The organism is uncultured Cocleimonas sp., from assembly GCF_947495625.1.
Taxonomy (GTDB): domain Bacteria; phylum Pseudomonadota; class Gammaproteobacteria; order Thiotrichales; family Thiotrichaceae; genus Cocleimonas.
The window spans coordinates 24,026-43,740 of the sequence record NZ_CANLZW010000040.1; the positions used below are offsets into that span (position 1 = coordinate 24,026).

Genomic DNA, 19,715 nt, shown 5'->3' on the forward strand with positions numbered 1-19,715 from the left:
TTAAATTGGCTTTTATGTAGCTAGGTAGCACTTTCGCCAATTTAGGTTTGACTAAATATGTTTTAACTGGGTCTTTAATACTTCTATTTTTACATCAAGATCGAGTTGATCATTTTCTAATAGTTTTTTGTGTTGTTCATCAAAAGTAGATTCGATCGAATCCAGTACTTCTTGAAAGTTCTTATCTAACTCTGTTGTTGATGCATCTTTGCCGTGTGTTTTAGCATAGCTCTCAGTTACTCGAGCTGTACCGTCGAGATACACTTTTAAAAACTTACGCGCGCGATATAAATCTTTAGGATCATCTTCAATGAGTTTAAGAATACCACGAGCTTTTTCGATAATGCGTCTTAAATGCTGATCAAATTTGATGTTTTTAATGTCTTTACGTGAGTTTTCAATAATCGCAATTTTTGCTTCGGCTGCTTCTAGTGCTTCGAAGACTTCATCGGGGTCTACGCCTAATGAAATATTACCCGTTTTGTCCTGACGCGGATCAACACCATAAGCGAGGTAGAAACCGATAAGTGCCACAAAACCAATTAAAATGCTGGCCAGCAAGGTATAACCAGAAAGCATAAATGCGGTTATACCGGTTGTTATGCCTAGTAGGGCAGCAGCGAATGATTTATAGGGCATGCCGGGTGCTTTCGCTAATCTCTTTTGCTTAAAGCGACTTTCAAGTTTGAATCCATGGCGTGCGATAACGGCGGTAATCATAAATGCTGCAAATAATGCACCAGCGACTATGCTGGAAAAGACATTGCCTTTAAGTAGGTGAATAATCGCACCTATCAAAACCGGCAAAGGCATCAAAAATAACAAGGTGCCTTTAATGCCTGTTTTTACCGTATTTAGAATCTGGTTTTCAGGATCGTAGCGTGTGGCTTTGGTCATAAGGTCTAATGTCTTTGAATGAAAGAGTATTGAATAATGCTTAGCTCAGATGAAACAGCACTTGAAGAGATACCAGTCCAACAGTGGCTGACAGTAAGATAAAGCCGATAATTTTTTGAATTAGATAAGGCATCGCTATCCGTTAGTAGATTGTGTAATAAACAGGTTATTTACAGATTATATAGTGTCTGTAAATGGATTTATCAAGAGTATGGCATTAACAAACAGAATTTTACGTTACTTTTAGTTAATAAAAGATGAATATTAGTAATTAAACATTGTGCAAAAGATAATAAATTGAAATATATCCATTTATGAATCTATTTTCATTTTTTACCTATTTTATAATTCTATTCACTGAAACTATAAAATTAAGATAGCGGTATGGCACTAACATTTAAAGAATTAATAGAAAATGCGCTAAATTCTCATGTGGAAGAAATATTTCCCTGGGATGTAGAAGAATTCATAAAGAAAAATCCCGATACATTGTTGCTCGATATCCGAGAGGATGATGAGTTCGATGGTTGTTATATAGAAAATTCAATACATGTGCCCCGAGGCGTTCTAGAACAAGCCTGTGATTGGGATTATGCTGAAACAGTACCGGAATTAGTAAAGGCGAGAAAAAAACCAGTTATCGTTGTTTGTCGTTCTGGAAACCGCAGTGTATTGGCAGCATTGACCATGACTATAATGGGCTATGAGAATGTTGTGTCGCTAAAAACGGGAATCAAAGGCTGGAATGATTCAGATCTGCCATTAATTAACAAAGAAAAACAAGCAGTAGACCCTGACTGGGCTGATGACTTTACCAATCCGCCTTTAAGAGATGATCAGTTATCTGTAAATAACGAAGATGTTTGATCTAGTGCTGAGAATGCTCTAAAAAAGCCCTTAAAGTAGGGGGGTGACTATTTTGTTATTAACAAGATATTTTGTTAGTAACGAGATAAGGAACCTTAAGATATTTAACAAGTAGATTGGGCTTCTGAATATACCCAATCTACTGTTCTTAGAATTAACTAAATATCCTTATATATTAATTAGACGTATTAATAAACTAATTAGAAAAAACCTAATGGATCTTCGCTATAACTCACTAATAAGTTTTTAGTTTGCTGGTAATGATTCAGCATCATGCCGTGATTTTCACGTCCGATACCTGACTTCTTGTAACCGCCAAATGCCGCATGCGCTGGGTATAGGTGATAACAATTGGTCCAAACTCGTCCTGCCTGAATGGCTCGTCCCATTCGGTAAGACTTATTCATGTCACGCGTCCACAAGCCAGCACCGAGTCCATACTCAGAAGCATTGGCTAAGGCAATCGCATCCGCTTCATCTTTAAAGGTGGTCACACTGATTACAGGTCCAAAAATTTCTTCCTGGAAAACGCGCATATCATTGGTGCCTTTTAATACGGTTGGCTGGATGTAATAACCTTTGTTTAGATTATCATCGGTTAATGCTACACAACCACCTGTTAGTACTTCTGCACCTTCAGCTTTGCCGATTTCAATATAATTCAGGATGATATCGAATTGTTCTTTAGAAACCTGTGCGCCAACCTGAGAATCCGTATCCAGAGGATTACCTTGTTTGATGGTTTTCGATTTAGCTATTAGTCGTTCGATAAAATCATCCGCAATATTTTCCTGCACTAGAATACGTGAAGGACAGGTACACACTTCACCCTGATTAAAGAAGGCTAATGCTGCGCCTTCTAAACATTTTTCCAGATAAGCGTCTTCATGATTCATGATGTCATCAAAGAAAATATTCGGTGATTTTCCGCCAAGTTCGACGGTAGAAGGGATTAATGAATCAGCAGCACATTTCAGAATATGCTGACCTACTGCGGTAGAGCCGGTGAATGCGATTTTTGCGATGCGTTCTGATGTCGCCAATGCTTGTCCGGCTTCCTGACCAAAACCCTGGACCACATTTAACACGCCTGCGGGTAATAAATCACCGATAATTTCCATCAATAAGCTAATCGATAATGGCGTTTGTTCCGCGGGTTTAAGTACGATGCAATTACCTGCCGCCAGTGCTGGAGGGATTTTCCATGCAGCCATTAATAATGGAAAATTCCAAGGTATTATCTGACCAACAACTCCTAAAGGCTCATGATAATGATAAGCAACGGTGGTTTCATCTAACTCACTGATGCCGCCTTCTTGCGCACGAATACAGCCTGCGAAATAACGGAAATGATCCGCAGCTAATGGCACATCAGCCGCCATAGTTTCACGAATGCCTTTGCCATTGTCATAGGTTTCAGCAATCGCTAGTAGTTCAAGGTTTTCTTCAATGCGATCCGCTATTTTTAGCAGAATATTAGAACGCTCAGTTACTGATGTTTTGCCCCATGCCGCTTTTGCAGAATGTGCCGCATCTAACGCAAGCTCGATATCTTCTGCTGAAGATTGGGCTACTTCACAAAACACTTTTCCATTGACTGGTGAAATATTTTCAAAGTATTGCCCTTTTTGGGGAGCTACCCATTCGCCTCCGATATAGTTTTCGTATCGTGACTTGAATTGAATCTCTGATTCAGGGGTATTTGGATCTGGATATATCATGGTTGTCCTCATTGTTTAATTAAAAGTATTTTTAAATTTTTATTATTATTTTTACTGTTTCGTTATTTTCGCTAATCATTGCTCTGCCAGACCTTTGTTAAAACTGCGAAAGAGCTGAGCTAGATTTGCTGGTATGTAAATTAGGGGATAATCCGATTGCAGACTTATATGAAAATCCTAAATGATTCAGTGTGAGTCCTGTGATTGATATTGTGGTGACACTTGACTCTGTTTTTTCGCAAAACCAGCTATACTCTTTTCCATCCAGTGAGTTAAGAGGAGATCACGATGGAGATGAAGCAACTTAAACGGTTAAGGACCCCGCGAACCTTAATCGAAAATAGAATAAGCTTTGCTGGCCCCAGTTCAGAAGTCAGTATTTACGATACTTATGAGTCTGCAAAACGGGTGCGTCTGGATGCGGGAGAGTTATTGGTGTGCGGGATGATGACAGGCCGCAAGATCATGCATTCGCCCAATGAAAGTAAAGGTCAGGAGTTTCTACCGCATGAGACTTTTATCATGGCGCCAGGAGAGGTCGTAACTATCGATTTTCCTGATGCCAGAAGAGATAAGCCAACTACCTGTTTAACCGTTGAGATATCAAAAGATAAAGTAAGCCGCGTGAGTCAAAGACTGAGCGATTCAATCCCCATGCTGGAGTCAGCCAATGACTGGCAGTTCGGTTGTCCGGTTTTGCATACGCATCATTCCTCGGAAACTCAGAGACTGCTCAGCAGGCTGACTAAATTATTCACTGAAAATCATCCGGATAGAGACACATTGATCGATTTGAATATTTCCGAGTTAATCATTCGGATGTTACGCCATAAAACCCGGGATTTTCTACTCACGTATTGCAGTAAAGACCCAGAAGCAAATAGTTTGATCGCTGCGCTGGACTGGATTAACAGCACCTTGTCAAAACCGCTCGATATAGATCATCTGTGCAAGCATGCCGGCATGAGTCGCAGTCGACTCTATGTTGAATTCAAGGAAAAGTTGGGTTGTTCACCGGTAGAACTGCAGCAGCAATTACGCTTAAAACACGCAGCTGAAAGAATTAGAAATGGAGAATCGATAACCGCCATTAGTTATGATTTGGGTTTTAATAACCCGAGCCATTTCTGTTACCGCTTTAAAAACTTTTTTGGGTGTACAGCAACAGAATATAAGCAGCGTGGAATTGTTGAAGAAGCAGTGGATGAAAATGTATTTTAGTTATTAATAACCGAGGTCTAAAAAGCTGTAACAAAAGGTGTCTATGCAGTATACGACGGATGATTTTACTGTCTCCAATCCTCCATGCCGTATTTTTTTAAAATGACAGCGAGTTTTCCATTTGATCTAAGTTCTTTCATAGCGTTGCTTAAAATCTCAGCATAATATTTTGATTTTGCGATTTTGGGTGAAAACGCGATATATACTTTTTCCGAATAAGCTACTCCGGCATCAGTAAATTCATCAAGTGATTGCGTAGAATGGAGGTAATAATTAAATACATATTTGTCTTCGATAAGTGCATCAATCCTACCTAATGATAACTTTTGAATATTTCTATCTAGGGCATTGTTTCCAGAATTTGTCTGAACTTTTCCGCCGCCTTTATTTGGTTTGATATAGTCATCAAGGAGTTTTCCATAGGAGTATTTGCTGATAACTCCAAGACTGATTTCTTTCAGAGAATCCAAGCCCTTGTATCTCCAGGGATTGTCTTTTTTTACGTAAAATGTATGGGTAGCGTTGCCTAATGCCGTGGTTGGGAAGATAAACTCAGGTGTTTCGTTTCTGCCTGTACCAATAATGCCATCGTACTTTCCATCACGGATATTTGCTATAGCTCGCGCCCAGGGAAGGGTAATATATTTAACGGTATGACCTTGTTTGGCGAAGGCATTTTCAGCTATTTCAACCATGAATCCAGGATTGTCAGAAAGTGGATTACAGTTATATGGGCACCACTCATCCGCGACTAAAACTATCTCATCTGCGATGAGTGAAGTAGTGAGAAAGGTCAGAATTAAAAATAAAAATACTTTTTGTTTCAATTTACAATTCTCTAATAATTAATTTTAAAAGAGATGCATGCTTCAAGCTTATTATTGTTTTATGTTATAAAAACGGCTTAAAAGTAGGGGGGTGACTTCTCTTTAATTTTTGGGTGGCTTTGTTAGCCCGTAGCTATTGGCCGTTTTTCATCTCTAATCCATTCACTCCAGGAACCAACATAAAGCTTCGAACCAGTAATTCCAGCAATTTCCAAGGCAAGCATATTATGGCAAGCCGTTACGCCAGAACCACACATATTGACGAGTTCATCACTCTCATCCTGTAATAAATCATCGAACTGCTGTTTTAATTCTGCAGCTGGCAAAAATAGACCACCGTCATCCAGATTCAATTGAAAGGCTCTATTAATCGCGCCGGGTACTCGGCCAGCTACCGTGTCTAAAGGCTCTACTTCACCTCTATAACGTTCAGGTGTGCGGGCATCAATGAGTGTGAATGATTTATCTTCAATGTTCTGTTGAATCTGTGAGGTGCTGATAATCTCATCAGGGTCGAGTTGAAAGTTAAATTGCTCAGCTTCTGGTTTGGGAGTAGCTTCTGGGATTTCTGTGGTTAGTTTTCGGCCTTCTTTAATCCATTGATTGATGCCACCGTCCAGCACAGCAACCTGATCAAAGCCAAATGCGCGTAATTGCCACCAGAGTCTACCCGAATAAGCATTACTGGCATCGTCGTAGGCAATGACTTGTGTGTTTTTTCCAATTCCCCATGCGTGTAGTTTTTTTATTAGCTCAGCAAAGTCAGGAAGAGGGTGACGGCCGCTCTCTGGAGTAATTTCAGATGAAAGATCTTTCTCTAAATGGCAATGAAATGAGTTAGGGATATGATTTTCTTGATAGTTCTTCAAACCCAGACTGCGGTCAGCAAGTGACGTACGACAGTCTAGAATTACCCAGTCAGGATTATCTAAATTCTCTTCAAGGGTTTGGGTAGAAACAATGTTTGTGTATTTCATATTCAACACTTTATACCTATAAAATAAATAACTACTCAGTAAGTTTATATTTTACTTTGACCGAGGCTGACTGCTACTAAAAACCGCACGGAGAATGTGAGCATATAATTATATGTGATCATTCGAGTACGATAATAACGAAGAGGTTAAGTAGTTAAAGTCGTAAAAGATGAATTTAATGTGCAGTTATTCTAAGTCATTAATGGATGGCATCTATTGTACCAAAGGGCAAATTCTTTACTGTGCTGCATGGCGCGTTTTACGACACCTAATTCGTGACAGGAATTTAATACACCAAATACACTGCAATCGACATAATCAGGTTTCCCACCACCAAAAAAATCATTACCTTTTAGACCGTTTTTTGACCAGTGATCAATAGCATCCAGAAATTCTCTTTCTGCATCCACGATATTGTATTTGTCCTTCATTTTGCGTGCTACTTTAGGCATCGCCATAGCACCGGCGAAGCGTACAACTTTGCCTTTTAACCAGCCAAATTGTCCCGGTTTTATAATTCGTTGGAAATTTTGTAATGAGGTTTTAAAATTTGGGTGAATCAAGGGTGGTAGGTAATGCACTAATGTATTATCAATCCAGTCAGTCCACTCTTTTGCATCATCAGTAACAGCAAACTTGCCGTATTTGTTATTGATATGTTCGATAATAGTGGCTGATTCTACAATCACCTCATCACCATCTTTAAGTACAGGTACTTTTTTGTGGTCGGTAAAACTCAATTCTTTCATGCCAAACGGAGATACTTCTACAACCTCGAAAGGTTCTTTGATAAAAGTGAGTAAGGCGCGGACTTTGCTACAAAAAGGACAAGACTGAAATTGGTAAAGCGTGATCATGAATAATGTAAACCCAGAGTAATTAAATGAACCTTTCCTTCTTGAAATCTCCTTAATGATGTAGCTTAGATGCTTTATTTATAAGCATTTTAAAGAGAAAAAAAGTAAACAAGCTGGAATCGATGTTATTAAAAGATAGTAACCTGTTTTTAAATCAAGTTGTAATTTTCATCGAATTTTTATTATCGTAATTTTTATCACATTTTGAATCAAATCATAACTAAAATTGTTACTTTAAATGACATTCGTTATGGTTTCTTCATTAATTATATTCATCAAGGAAAGAAATAACTATGATCAAATTATTAACCAGAGTGCCACTAATGATTTTGTTAGCATTTATGATAACGGCTTGTGGTGGTGGCAGTACTATTGTAAATATTATAGATGATATCAACGATGATGAAGATACTAGTTCGGTAGTTTCGGTAGTTAATGCAATCATTGATGCAAACGATGACATTATTGATACATTACCGCGATGGACCATCGGTGACATGAAGTTTGCAGCCAGTAGTTCAAAGAAGAACAGCCTTGCTAACTATGATGTGTTAACCACAACGAGTCTTGGTTTGAATGAAGATGGTGACGTAGTAAGTTCTATCGTAGCACTGTCTTATAAAGATAATGGCCCTGGTGTTTACACATTGGTTTCTTCACTAGATCAACTGCTAACACGACAGACAGATAATCCTTTAGGCAACTTTATCCTGATTACAGCATCGATAATAAATATAGCTAATGATTCAACGACGTATAACTCAGATGATGGTGGTTTTGCCAATGTAACCTTAGATGGTGGTGACTTAGTATTTAATATTCCTTCACCAGTCAGTCTAATCCGAGGTAATGGTGATGCGTTTCCAGATTTGCCTTTCAATATCTTATTTACCTTGTTTGATATATTTGAAGACTTACCCACTCCTTCTTTGCCAAAGCCAGCAGAATAAAAAATGGTAAAAATAAAAAGACTAAACAAAAACGGCCCACTTAAATAGTGGGCCGTTTTTATTTGTATACGTTGTGTTTTTTTAAGCTTGTCTTTGTCTAACTACTTCATACAGACATACACCCGTAGCTACCGAAACATTCAAGCTAGATACTTGCCCAGCCATTGGGATTGAAATCAATGTATCGCAATGCTCTTCGGTTAAACGTCGTAAGCCTTTGCCTTCAGCACCCATAACAATCGCGCTTGGTGTTTTGAAATCGTAGGTATAAAGATCGCCGCTTGATTTATCGCTAGTGCCAATAAACCAGATGCCTTCTTTTTTAAGCTTTTCCATAGTACGAACCAGGTTCGTCACTTGAATGAAAGGAACAGTCTCAGCGGCCCCAGACGCTACTTTACGTGCAGCCGGAGTTAAGCCTACTGCATTATCTTTAGGTGCAATAACGGCATGTACGCCAGCTCCTTCAGCAGTTCTTAAACATGCGCCAAGATTATGCGGATCTGTTACACCATCAAGCACTAAAAGTAGGGGGGTGTCATCAATCTTATCTAATAGGTCGAATAGATCATCTTCCTGAAAACTCTTCGGTGCATTGTATTCTGCAACGACACCTTGATGCTGATGAGTCTTAGCGAGCTTATCTAAACTTGCAGGGTCAGAACGATGCGCAATTAAGCCACGTTTCTGTGCATGGTTGATTAATTCTTTAACGCGTTGATTGCGTTTGTTCTCTGCAATCCACACCTGAGTAATATTATCTGCATCATTTTTTAGTGCAGATTCAACCGCGTGAATGCCAGTGATCAATGTCTTCATGCTTTATTTGAAACTTCCTAATTGTTGTAAGTTCTGGCTACCAATTGAGCCTTCTTTGTAACAGGAAAACCAATCAGCAGCATTTGGAATATTCCCCATTTGTTGCTCTGCTTCCTGCGCGGCTTCACGAGTTTCCCAATAGACGATATCGGTATAACCTTCACCAATCGAGTCTTTGTGGATATCCCATTGGATAAAACCTGGTTGTTTGCTCATCCAGCTTTCGATAATCTCGCCTGCTATTTCTAGCAGGTAAGCTTCATCAACGTCATCGTCTAATTCATAAGTGATAATGTCTTTAAACATAATAGTAACCTTACTGTTTGCCTTTACGCTTAGACTCTAACTTTGCCTTCTTTTTAGTTTTCTTTACATTCTTTGGCGTCGTTTTCTTTTTCTTCTTGCCTGTATTCTTATCGTTATTTGTCGTGTCTTTGTTCGATTTTTTCGAATAAGAACTTCCAGGCTTTTTCTTACGAGGTTTTCTTGAACCTTGATCATGACTATCGTTCGAGTCACCAGAATCAGGAAGCACAAAATCAATCTTCCGATCATCTAAATCAACACGAGCAACCACAATTTCTATCGAGTCACCCAGACGGAAAGTCTTACCAGAGTTTTCACCCTTCATCGTATGTCGAGCGGCATCGAAGTGATAATAATCACTCTTAAGTGCTGATACATGCACCAAGCCTTCCACAAATACATCATCAAGTTCAACGAATAAACCAAAGCTGGTTACCGTTGAAATAATGCCTTTGAAAGTTTCGCCAATCTTATCCTGCATATACTCAGCTTTAAGCCATGACATAACATCACGACTCGCATCATCAGCGCGTTGCTCGCATTGCGAACAGTGTTCGCCGAGCTTTTTCATTGCGGCGTAATCGTAACGATAACCTTTCGCTGTCTTATTTTCTAAGATATGCAAAATGGCACGATGTACTAGCAAATCTGGGTAGCGTCGAATCGGAGAAGTAAAGTGAGCGTAGTCATTTCTGGCAAGACCAAAGTGACGCGTATTATCTGGGTGTTCCTTATCTTCTGGTGCGTATTGCGCGCGACTCATAGAACGCAACATTACGGTTTGAATCAAACGTGCATCAGGTCGATCTGAAACACTGGATAACAATGCTGCATAATCTCTCGGTTGTGGGTCATCACCACCCCCCAACTTTAAGCCCAATCCATTAAGGAATTCGTGAACTTTCGCCAGCTTTTCAGTTTCTGGTCCTGAATGAACACGATGCAATGCAGGTATCTTATTTTTCTTTAAGAAACGTGCAGCACACATATTTGCTGTAACCATGCACTCTTCGATAATCTTGTGAGCATCGTTACGTGTGGTTGGAATGATATTTTCTATTTTGCGATTCTCACCGAAAATAATCTGTGTTTCGGTGGTTTCAAAATCAATCGAACCACGATCATCACGCGCTTTGCGTAATACTTTATAGAGTTTGTAGAGATCGTCTAGGTGATCAATGATAGGCGCGTGTTCCTGACGTAAATCACTATCGTGATCAACGACCATTGCCGCCATTTTAGTATAGGTTAAACGTGCCGCTGAATTCATAACCGCGTTATAAAAACGATAATCAGTCACTTCACCTGCGCCATCTATAGTGGCTTCACACACCATACACAGGCGATCAACTTTGGGATTAAGCGAACACAAGCCGTTAGAGATTTTCTCTGGCAGCATCGGTATCACTTCCGCAGGGAAGTAAACCGAAGTAGCGCGTTCAATCGCTTCCTTGTCTAACTCAGTACCAGGACGTACATAATGAGAAACATCTGCAATCGCAACAGTTAATACCCAGTTGCCTTGCTTGTTTTGTTCACAGTAAACCGCGTCATCAAAGTCACGCGAATCTTCACCATCAATCGTAACTAATGGCATTTTGCGTAAATCAACACGGCCTTTTTTATCTTCTTCTAACACCTCATCGCTAAGCTTATTTGTTTCAGTTTTTACACCCTCAGGCCAAACATGCGGTAAATCGTGTGTTCGCAATGCTATATCGATTTCCATACCCGGTGCCATGTGGTCACCCAATGTTTCAGTGATTTTTCCGATGGCTTGATGTCTAGAGGTTGGATGTTCAACAATACGCGCAACCACAATCTGGCCGCTTTTAGCATCGCCACTATTTTCCGGTGGTATCAGGATATCTTGCGCGATACGTGAATTATCGGGTGTTACAAAACCCAATCCACTTTCGACAAAATAACGACCGACAACAGACTCGGTATTGTTTTCTAACACTTCAATGACAGCACCTTCGCGACGACCTTTACGGTCGATGCCCGTAACACTGGCAAGTACCTTATCGCCATGCATAACCTTGCGCATCTGCTTGCCGTGCAAGTACAGATCATCAGAGCCATCTTCAGGGATTAAAAAGCCAAAACCATCAGGGTGTCCTTGAACACGACCTGTAATTAAGTCAGCTTTTGTTGTGGGTACATATTTTTTACCACGATTAAATAAAATCTGACCGTCGCGCTCCATAGCACGTAAACGGAATTTCATTGCATCAAGGTCTGGTTTTTCGGTAACTCCGAGACTTTCGGCTAATTCGTTGAATCCCACTGGGTGGCCAGTTTTGTCCATGACGTCGAGCATTAACTCACGGCTTGGGATAGGGCGATCGTATTTTTTCGCCTCGCGTTCTTTGTGCGGATCTTTATAATTTTTCATGAGGCGCATTCTACGCCTTTTTAATGATAATTTATCTAATTAAAGTCAAAAAAATATAAGGTTTAATATATTCAATAATATCAGATTGGGATTAGTTCAGAATAGCTTGAGACTTAATGTAATCCCTGACTTAAACCTAAGTTATCATTCACGAGTTTATCTTTTATGAGCTTAGTTTATGAGCTTATAGTTGACTAGGTGGACAGTATCTTGTGCTGCTGCATAAATTTGAGAGTTTGAAATATCATTCTCACAATATCCTAGAATGTCCAATACGGTGTTACTGCAAATGATATCAGCATATATAGAAAGCGGAAATTTCATGTTTTGAATAAAAGAGAAGCGTTTAACTCGTGTTTCTTTTAATTCTAAAACTGCTTCAAAACCTCTTTTCTGACCGAGAGCTGCAGCCATAATCTCACCATCTTCCAAAATAATTTGGCATGATTGATTTTTATCTGTGCTAATAAATACAGTACCTGTGCTACCTGAACGACAAAACTTGAAAAGGCAGGTTTCTAAATGATGTGAATCGATAATGTGATGCGTTTGCATGTGTATTTTCAGTCTCCAAAAACGTCAATTCTCAGTATAAAAAGAGTAACGTTAAATAATTGAATCAACACGGATAATTATAATTTTTATATTGCTTATCGCATTGATACTGACTGTAAGTGGTTTGAGATTAAACCTAGTTCGAAGTACCAGACTAACGGTACTAAAATAGTTAATTTAAACTGAACTGAGTTTTAAGCTGAAGCAATTGACGTTGAACAGAGCCAAGTTATTGCTCTGATTATCGATTGGTATACGCTCTAGCGAAGCGCTTGCCTAATTCCAGCTGGCCTTGTGTATCGTAATGAACATGATCGTAGATTTTACCCAGACCATTAGTCGATACCAGTTTCACACCGGGTAAAGTTCTTTGCGTATTTACCTGAGCTTGTTGCACGGTATCGAGCATAAAGAAAGCAGGGTCTTCTGGATTGACCTCTCCCATAATGAACACACTACGAGGAGAATCTAATTGTCTTCTAACACCCGTAATAAACCGCTTTAGATTTGATTCATAGTTGTAAGCATTAGATTCTGAGCGCGCATCTCTTTCGCCTTGCATCCATATCACCGCATCAACTTTTGTATTCGCTAAATTGCTTAAATTATTGGTTTGCGTACCGACTTTAACAAAACCGCGTTGGCGTAATAAACCTGCAAATAAACCAGAACCTGGCAACCATTGATTGATTGAGCTGCCCGTAGCAACATGTTTAATGATGATGTGCTTATCATTAGGGAAAGCGCGAGAAATAGCATGCGCAAAACTCACTTCAGGTCCGAAGTGTGAAAACTTTGCCAGTTGGCGTTTACGACCTTGGTAATAAAATTCTACATTACTTGGCTGGCGTTTTAAAAAAACAGGTAATTGGTGAGTTTTACCTTTGCCCATCATATTCGATTGACCGGCTAAAATATAAACTCGCTCTTTGGCGAATAGGCTACTAGAAAATAATACGGTACAAGAAAATACCAGTGCGCAAGAGACACCATAAGTAAATGACTTACTTCGAAATTTTAGAAATGACATAATCAGTTTTTTCAGTTATTTATCGGTTTAGAAAAACAATATGCCATCTGTTTCGACATGTATGGAATTCCATCTAAGTTATTTAGAGGTTCCTTGCCCAAGACTACTGATCTTTGACACAAAAACAAGGTAATATTGCTTTTCATGAGAACCCTAAATCCCTATGAAATTCCCTTATCCTCGATAAATCTGATAGAAGCCAGTGCGGGCACGGGTAAATCATGGACGGTAACGTTACTATTCTTGCGTTTGATTCTGGAAAAGAATCTCACTGTCGATCAGATCCTGGTTGTTACTTTCACTGAAGCGGCAACCAAAGAATTACGCGATGATGTTCGCCAGCGATTAGTTAGTGCATTAGAAGCATTCAGAGCAATAAACGTTCATGGTCTTAACGATGACCTGCGAAAAGAATACAGTGAAGTCATAGAACTCATTGAACGCGAAAGCGATTATGACGAAGCTATCCGCCGTTTAAACCGCGCCAAGCTCAGCCTTGATGAAGCAGCAATATTTACCATTCACGGATTCTGCCAACGCACCTTAAGTGAGAATGCTTTCGAGGCAGGTTTGCCCTTTGAAAGCGAATTGATGGATGATGATCGTGAGTTAATGCAAAATCTCACCGATGACTTCTGGCGTCGTTACACAGAAAATGCGCCTAAATCGTTAATCTTCAAATTGCATCAAAAAAGCGTCACTCCAGATTCATTACTACAAGACATCAGAAACGCAGTCGGGAAACCGTATCTTGAATTATGTGGTCCAGAATATGGAGCAAATACATCAGGCTCAACAGATGATAAATGGGCTGTCTTAGAGCAGGGCTTGCAGAACATCATTAAACAATGGGTAACGGATGGCGAAGAAATCACCCGAATTCTATTGGAAGATAAAAACTTAAACGGCAATAAATTCAGAAAACCCACTGTTGCAAAATTATGCAATGAAATGAACCAAATCAAAGCCAAATTCGATCTCAATGCAGACTTCATTGAAAGCGCACAAAAATTCAAACGCTCTTATATTGAGACGGGCACAAAAGCCAAATGTACATCACCAGAACACAGCTTTTTCTCTGCATGGGAATCCTTCTCAGAACTTTGGGAGCAACTCAATAAAGACTCAGATGATTTTCTCAATAACACCCGCATCGAGCTACTTCGCTACTTACAAGAAGAACTCCCGAAAGAGAAAAAGCGTCTCGGTGTTTTATCGTTCGATGACCTGTTATTACAATTGCAACAGGCGTTAAAAACCAACCCACAACTGGCGATAGATTTACGCAAAAAATATCAGGCTGCACTAATCGATGAATTTCAGGATACGGACCCGATTCAGTACGATATCTTTAGTACCATTTATAATGATCCGCACACCCAAGAAAACGCTGTTTTTCTGGTGGGTGATCCGAAACAGGCGATTTATAGTTTCCGTGGTGGCGACATTCACACCTATCTAAAAGCCAAAGCCGATACGGATGAAAGCAATCATCACACGCTTAAAACTAACTGGCGTTCGCATGACAAATTAATCTCTGCGTTTAATACCTTATACGCTCAGTCTGATAATCCCTTTCAGGATGAAGGCATCGAATACGTGCAGGTCAAGTCGGGTAAAGACCTCAATGATATTCAAGCACCAGAGGCGCGAACTCCATTGCAACTGTGGCGCTTCAATCAAACGCCTGGCGAAAAGCCCCAAGGCAAACCCGAAGGCAAACCAGAGCAACAATCTGCCGATGCTATCCGTAAAGAAATCGCCGATGCCGTAGCCGGAGATATTGCAGAATTGCTCAATGCGTCCAATCAGGGTAAAGCCACTATTGAAGGCAAGCCTATTGGTGGTGGAGATATCGCGATTTTAATCCGCTCGCACACGCAGGGCGATATGATCAAAGCCGCGCTTAATCAACGTAAAATCGCTAGTGTGCAAAGCAGCAAGCAAAGTATTTTCGAAACCCACGAAGCGTTAGAAATTCATCGATTGCTCACAGCGATTGCCGATCCGCAACGCGAAGACAATGTGCGCCGTGCCTTAGTCACCGAACTGATGGGGTATAAAGCTCAAGAATTGCTAGATTTAGAGTCAGACAGCAATGCCTGGGAAGAGATTCTATTGTTATTCCAGAACTGGCAATACCAATGGAAGCATCATGGCTTTTTACCGATGATGCGCGCCTTGATGAAGTCGCAAAACACGCATCAGCACCTGCTCAACTTTATGGATGGCGAACGCCGCATAACCAATACTCTGCACCTCGCAGAAATCATCCATCAAGCAGTTCGCAAAAAATCATTAAGTATCGAAGAAGTCCTGTTGTGGCTTAAACAGCGCCAAGAAAACAGCAGCGCCACAGAAAGCGAACTGCGTTTAGAAAGCGATGAAAACCTCGTCAAAATCGTCACCATTCATAAATCAAAAGGTCTGGAATACCCCATCGTCTATTGCCCTTATGTTGGTTTAAGCCCGAAAGCGAATAGCGATAAAATATTCACTTTTCACAAAGACGAACGCAGTTATCTAGAAATTGGTTCATTAGAAAGTGATGAGCATAAAGAACTGAAAAAACAGGAGGAACTGGCAGAAGACACACGCCTACTATACGTGGCGTTAACCCGCGCAAAATATCAGTGCAATATTGTGGTGTTTCCAGAAACCATCAGCGGCAGTCCCGATCGTTCTGCATTGGGTTGGTTACTCACCAATGGTAAAAGCAATCCTTCTGGTTCTGGCAAAGAAGAAAAAGAACAGAAAGCCGAGTTCAAACTGGCGTACGAGCAAAACTTACTGAAACTCGAAACCGTTGGTAACGGCAATATCTCACTTGATGATTTACCCCAGTATCCACAGGATTTGGTGTATCAGCCGATTGAAACGAATCAAACCCTGACAGCCCGTGAATTTACCGCTGAAATTAAATCACAAGCGCAAATCACCAGTTTTAGTGGCTTGACCGCTGGCGCACACGCCGAAACGCCCGATTACGACAGTTTTGTCGAAATCAATAATAAACAAATAGCGCAGCCGGATGACGGCGCTGAAAATATCGTAGAAGCATTCCCCAAAGGCGCAACTGCGGGTACTGCCTTGCACGAAATTTACGAGAATATCGACTTCACCCAGCCACTGGAAGAGCAAACAGAAACCTTCGATAGAATCCTCGAAAAATACAGCTTCGAAGAAAAGCACAAAGAAGCCGCGATGCGTTTGATTGCAGAAAGCATTGAGGCTGAACTGCATCAGAATCAAATGTCAGCAGAAACTGAAACCCTGTCACTTAATAAGCTCAGTAAAGCGCAACGTCTGGATGAGATGGAATTCTATCTGCCGCTCGAACGACTCGATATCGAAAAGCTAAAACAAACCTTATTTCAGCATTTACCGGTAGATGACGAATCCGACACAACACCGAAGTGGCGTCAAATCCGTGAAGCCGTAGACACCTTGTATTTCGATGAAGTCGAAGGCTATCTAAAAGGCTTCATCGACCTGATTTTCGAATACAATGGCAAATACTATCTGGCTGATTACAAATCTAATACGCTTGAAGACTATGCGCCCGAAAAGCTCTTCACGCCAATGGCTGAAGCGCATTACTATCTGCAATACCTCATCTATTGCTTGGCGTTGCATCGCTATTTAGAACAGCGTTTACCCGGCTATCAATGGGAAACTCATTTCGGTGGCGCGTATTACCTGTTTATTCGTGGCATGACAAAAACCGCGCAAGTAGATCAGGACTCACAAAAAAGTGCCCCAAAGTGGGGGGGGGTGTTTTACCATAAACCCAGTCTCGAATTGATCAATGCATTGGATGGATTGTTTATGCGTTTACCTAGCCACAACATACAGTCCGAAACCCAGGGGGCAAGCTAATGTCAGAGAAGCTCTCAATATTTGGCGCTTTGGAAGATCCGAAAAAAGAAATCGATGTTAAAATTCAGATAGGTTTAGAACAGGCAAAAGCAGGACTGGGTTTTTCTATGGATCAACAGTTGATAGAAAAGTTGAAACAAGAACTTCAAGGCATAATTGAAGCTAGGCAGAAGAAAGAATAATGCAAACACCTTCAGATCAAATCGATTTATTTTCTACTGCCTCTACTGATCCCAATCAGTCTGAGACTATATTATCTGGCTCTAGTTTATCTGATTCTCATGAATCTCATTCCCCAGTCACAGAAGAATACGAAGCACTCGACAAGCAACTTGCTGAACTCATGCAAGAGCTAAACAGCTCGAAAGATAAAGACAGTGACCTACAAGCAGCGCAAAACGAAGTCATCAAACGCTGTACTTTAGAGATCAGCAAACACACCCGTGAAGGTCAAATTGCAATTCCGGTATCAGAACAAGATCAAGCCGTATTACTGCAAACCAATGTCGGCGGCGAAGCAGGGGATTACAAACCACTGATAATCGATCAGGGTTATTTGTACCTTCGACGATACTGGCAATACCAAAATCAACTGGCGAAGCAAATACGCGCGCGTATGACGGTTGATGAAGATATTGATTCCAATACCAAGTCGGAAAATCAGGATAGCTGGGCACAACAACGGCTGGATGAATTGTTTTCTGATGATAAAGGTAGTGCAAACAAAGAAAGTGCAAACGAAAAAGAGTCAGAAGAAATCAATTGGCAACGCCGCGCCGTAGAACTGGCATTAAAACATCAATTCCTAATCGTCTCAGGTGGCCCGGGCACGGGTAAAACAACCACGATAACGCGTTTATTGGCTTTATTGATTGAACAGCATTTGTCACCATCAGATGAAATAACTGCCCCAAAGGTGGGGGGTGGCTTAACAAATAGTTTCAAGGTTTTATTAGCCGCGCCAACCGGTAAAGCGGCGATTCGTATGCTCGATTCGATTCGCGATGCGCAAGCAGGTCTGGGTTTGACAGAAGATGCAGCGGCACTCATGCCCAGCGAAGCCAGTACCATTCACAAACTACTTGGCTACCAGCACGGCAGTGTTAATTTCAAACACAATCGTAATAACCCACTGAATGCCGATGTGGTATTGGTGGATGAAGCCTCGATGATCGATATCGCGCTCATGTCTAAACTTGTCGAAGCCGTTCCCGCTCATGCGAAACTGATTCTAATCGGCGATAAAGATCAACTCTCATCCGTAGAAACAGGCTCGGTATTTGCCGATATGTGTAGCGGATTAGAAGAGGATAAAAGCGAGCACTTGGTGACGTTAAAGAAAAACTGGCGCTTCTCCAAAGACAGCGACATTGGACAAAGCGCGATAGCCGCCAATCAAGGTGATAGCAGGAAATTACTCAGCTTACTCAAAGATAGTAATAGTGTGAATTGTAAACTTATCGCACCAGATACATTAAGAGATGCTGAACTCATCAAACCGTGGCGAACGTATATCGACGTTATCAATAATCCAGACGCTAGCTACGATGAAATCTTTCAGGCATTCAATCAATACCGAGTGTTATGTGCTTTACGCCGCGGACCAAATGGCAGCGTGAATATGAGCAGTCGCATCGAAACCTCACTGGCAAAACAAAACCAGATACACTTCCGCAAAAAGTTCTCGAACAATAACCAAAGCTGGTATCACGGCCGTCCCATTATGATTACCCAAAACAGTTATGGCAAAGGGCTGTTTAATGGCGATACCGGAATCGCTCTGATTCGAGATGGGGAAGTGAAAGTGTATTTTCCTTCAGCTGACGATGGGCTTTCTACAGCTGATGGCTCCTCTTCTACAGCTGATGTCTCTCATGCATACAAAAGTTTCTCCCCAGTGCGACTCCCCGCACACGAAACCACATGGGCGATGACCATCCACAAAAGCCAGGGCTCAGAATTCAATCAAGTGGTTTTAATCTTGCCGCACGAAGAAATGCCACTGCTAACAAGACAATTAATATATACCGGAATCACGCGTGCGAAAGAGCAAGTAAGTATTGTCGCGAGTGAAGGTGTATTGGTGACTGGGGTTAAGGCTGAGGTGGTTAAGGCGACTCGAATAGAGCAGATGTTAAAAAGTGCCTAGCCGAGGCGTAGCTGACAAATTCATCAGGAATGAATTATTGAACAGTTGAGTGCAAAGAAACTGCCTCGAAGAGGTGAAGTACAGGGAAGTACTTCATAGACAACGTTGGAGTGTAGCGACGACGGCCCGAAGGGTGAGGTTTTCATTTATTAGAATATAAAAACCTCATATAAGGTGGGGGGGGGCAGGGCAAACGCATTATAATCATAAGTTAAACAGCGTTTTGAACCGAAAGTTATCATTCCAAGCGGCTTTAAGCCTC

The 19,715-nt window shown here is 40.9% G+C and carries 16 protein-coding genes; 6 read left to right on the forward strand and 10 right to left on the reverse strand.

Translation table 11 applies throughout. The annotated features are described in order from the left end of the window. Positions 1-51: 51 nt before the first annotated feature. Positions 52-897 carry a 5-bromo-4-chloroindolyl phosphate hydrolysis family protein gene (locus Q1A31_RS18100; protein ID WP_299880209.1) on the reverse strand — a complete coding sequence of 282 codons (846 nt, stop codon included), beginning with the start codon at positions 895-897 and terminating at the stop codon, positions 52-54. Between the two features lie 384 nt (positions 898-1,281). Here Q1A31_RS18100 and Q1A31_RS18105 point away from each other — a divergent pair, with 384 nt between their 5' ends. Further along, on the forward strand, positions 1,282-1,764 hold the full coding sequence (locus tag Q1A31_RS18105; protein WP_299880212.1) for a rhodanese-like domain-containing protein: 483 nt from the start codon (positions 1,282-1,284) through the stop codon (positions 1,762-1,764). Positions 1,765-1,964: 200 nt separating this feature from the next. Here Q1A31_RS18105 and Q1A31_RS18110 read toward each other — a convergent pair whose 3' ends face one another. Further along, a complete protein-coding gene (locus Q1A31_RS18110) occupies positions 1,965-3,485 on the reverse strand; it encodes an aldehyde dehydrogenase family protein (protein ID WP_299880215.1) in 1,521 nt (506 codons plus the stop codon). A 288-nt stretch (positions 3,486-3,773) separates the two neighbouring features. Here Q1A31_RS18110 and Q1A31_RS18115 point away from each other — a divergent pair, with 288 nt between their 5' ends. Continuing rightward, entirely contained in the window at positions 3,774-4,706 is a 933-nt protein-coding gene (locus Q1A31_RS18115; protein WP_299880217.1) for a helix-turn-helix domain-containing protein, read from the forward strand. Between the two features lie 65 nt (positions 4,707-4,771). Here the strand turns inward: Q1A31_RS18115 and Q1A31_RS18120 are convergent, their stop codons facing one another. The 3 genes from Q1A31_RS18120 to Q1A31_RS18130 form a co-directional block, all read right to left on the reverse strand. After that, positions 4,772-5,533: an ABC transporter substrate-binding protein gene (locus Q1A31_RS18120; protein ID WP_299880220.1), complete on the reverse strand. Its 762-nt coding sequence runs from the start codon at positions 5,531-5,533 to the stop codon at positions 4,772-4,774. A gap of 122 nt (positions 5,534-5,655) precedes the next feature. Beyond that, on the reverse strand, positions 5,656-6,510 hold the full coding sequence (locus Q1A31_RS18125; protein WP_299880222.1) for a sulfurtransferase: 855 nt from the start codon (positions 6,508-6,510) through the stop codon (positions 5,656-5,658). Positions 6,511-6,701: 191 nt separating this feature from the next. Beyond that, positions 6,702-7,367 carry a glutathione S-transferase N-terminal domain-containing protein gene (locus Q1A31_RS18130; protein ID WP_299880224.1) on the reverse strand — a complete coding sequence of 222 codons (666 nt, stop codon included), beginning with the start codon at positions 7,365-7,367 and terminating at the stop codon, positions 6,702-6,704. Positions 7,368-7,660: 293 nt separating this feature from the next. Here Q1A31_RS18130 and Q1A31_RS18135 point away from each other — a divergent pair, with 293 nt between their 5' ends. Beyond that, positions 7,661-8,317 (forward strand): hypothetical protein, encoded by a 657-nt coding sequence (locus tag Q1A31_RS18135; protein ID WP_299880228.1) that lies wholly within the window; start codon positions 7,661-7,663, stop codon positions 8,315-8,317. Between the two features lie 81 nt (positions 8,318-8,398). On the opposite strand, the gene rlmB is transcribed toward Q1A31_RS18135, so the two are convergent. The 5 genes from rlmB to Q1A31_RS18160 form a co-directional block, all read right to left on the reverse strand. After that, positions 8,399-9,136 carry a 23S rRNA (guanosine(2251)-2'-O)-methyltransferase RlmB gene (gene rlmB, locus Q1A31_RS18140; protein WP_299880230.1) on the reverse strand — a complete coding sequence of 246 codons (738 nt, stop codon included), beginning with the start codon at positions 9,134-9,136 and terminating at the stop codon, positions 8,399-8,401. 3 nt (positions 9,137-9,139) lie between these two features. Then, a complete protein-coding gene (locus tag Q1A31_RS18145) occupies positions 9,140-9,442 on the reverse strand; it encodes an antibiotic biosynthesis monooxygenase (RefSeq protein WP_299880233.1) in 303 nt (100 codons plus the stop codon). 10 nt (positions 9,443-9,452) lie between these two features. Then, the gene (rnr, locus tag Q1A31_RS18150; protein WP_299880236.1) at positions 9,453-11,840 is read right to left on the reverse strand and encodes a ribonuclease R; all 2,388 of its coding nucleotides are present in this window, start codon (positions 11,838-11,840) and stop codon (positions 9,453-9,455) included. A 171-nt stretch (positions 11,841-12,011) separates the two neighbouring features. Then, positions 12,012-12,395 carry a hypothetical protein gene (locus Q1A31_RS18155; RefSeq protein WP_299880238.1) on the reverse strand — a complete coding sequence of 128 codons (384 nt, stop codon included), beginning with the start codon at positions 12,393-12,395 and terminating at the stop codon, positions 12,012-12,014. A gap of 241 nt (positions 12,396-12,636) precedes the next feature. Next, positions 12,637-13,425 carry a sialate O-acetylesterase gene (locus tag Q1A31_RS18160; RefSeq protein WP_299880242.1) on the reverse strand — a complete coding sequence of 263 codons (789 nt, stop codon included), beginning with the start codon at positions 13,423-13,425 and terminating at the stop codon, positions 12,637-12,639. Positions 13,426-13,569: 144 nt separating this feature from the next. Here Q1A31_RS18160 and recB point away from each other — a divergent pair, with 144 nt between their 5' ends. From recB to recD, 3 genes are read left to right on the forward strand one after another with little or no spacing between them, the layout of a single operon-like run. Beyond that, complete coding sequence (gene recB / locus Q1A31_RS18165) at positions 13,570-17,304, forward strand: exodeoxyribonuclease V subunit beta (RefSeq protein WP_299880245.1); 3,735 nt, start codon at positions 13,570-13,572, stop codon at positions 17,302-17,304. Next, a complete protein-coding gene (locus Q1A31_RS18170; protein WP_299880248.1) occupies positions 17,304-17,486 on the forward strand; it encodes a hypothetical protein in 183 nt (60 codons plus the stop codon). Before recB ends, Q1A31_RS18170 begins: the two co-directional genes overlap by 1 nt. Beyond that, positions 17,486-19,453 (forward strand): exodeoxyribonuclease V subunit alpha, encoded by a 1,968-nt coding sequence (gene recD / locus Q1A31_RS18175; RefSeq protein WP_299880251.1) that lies wholly within the window; start codon positions 17,486-17,488, stop codon positions 19,451-19,453. Before Q1A31_RS18170 ends, recD begins: the two co-directional genes overlap by 1 nt. The last annotated feature ends 262 nt before the right edge of the window (positions 19,454-19,715 follow it).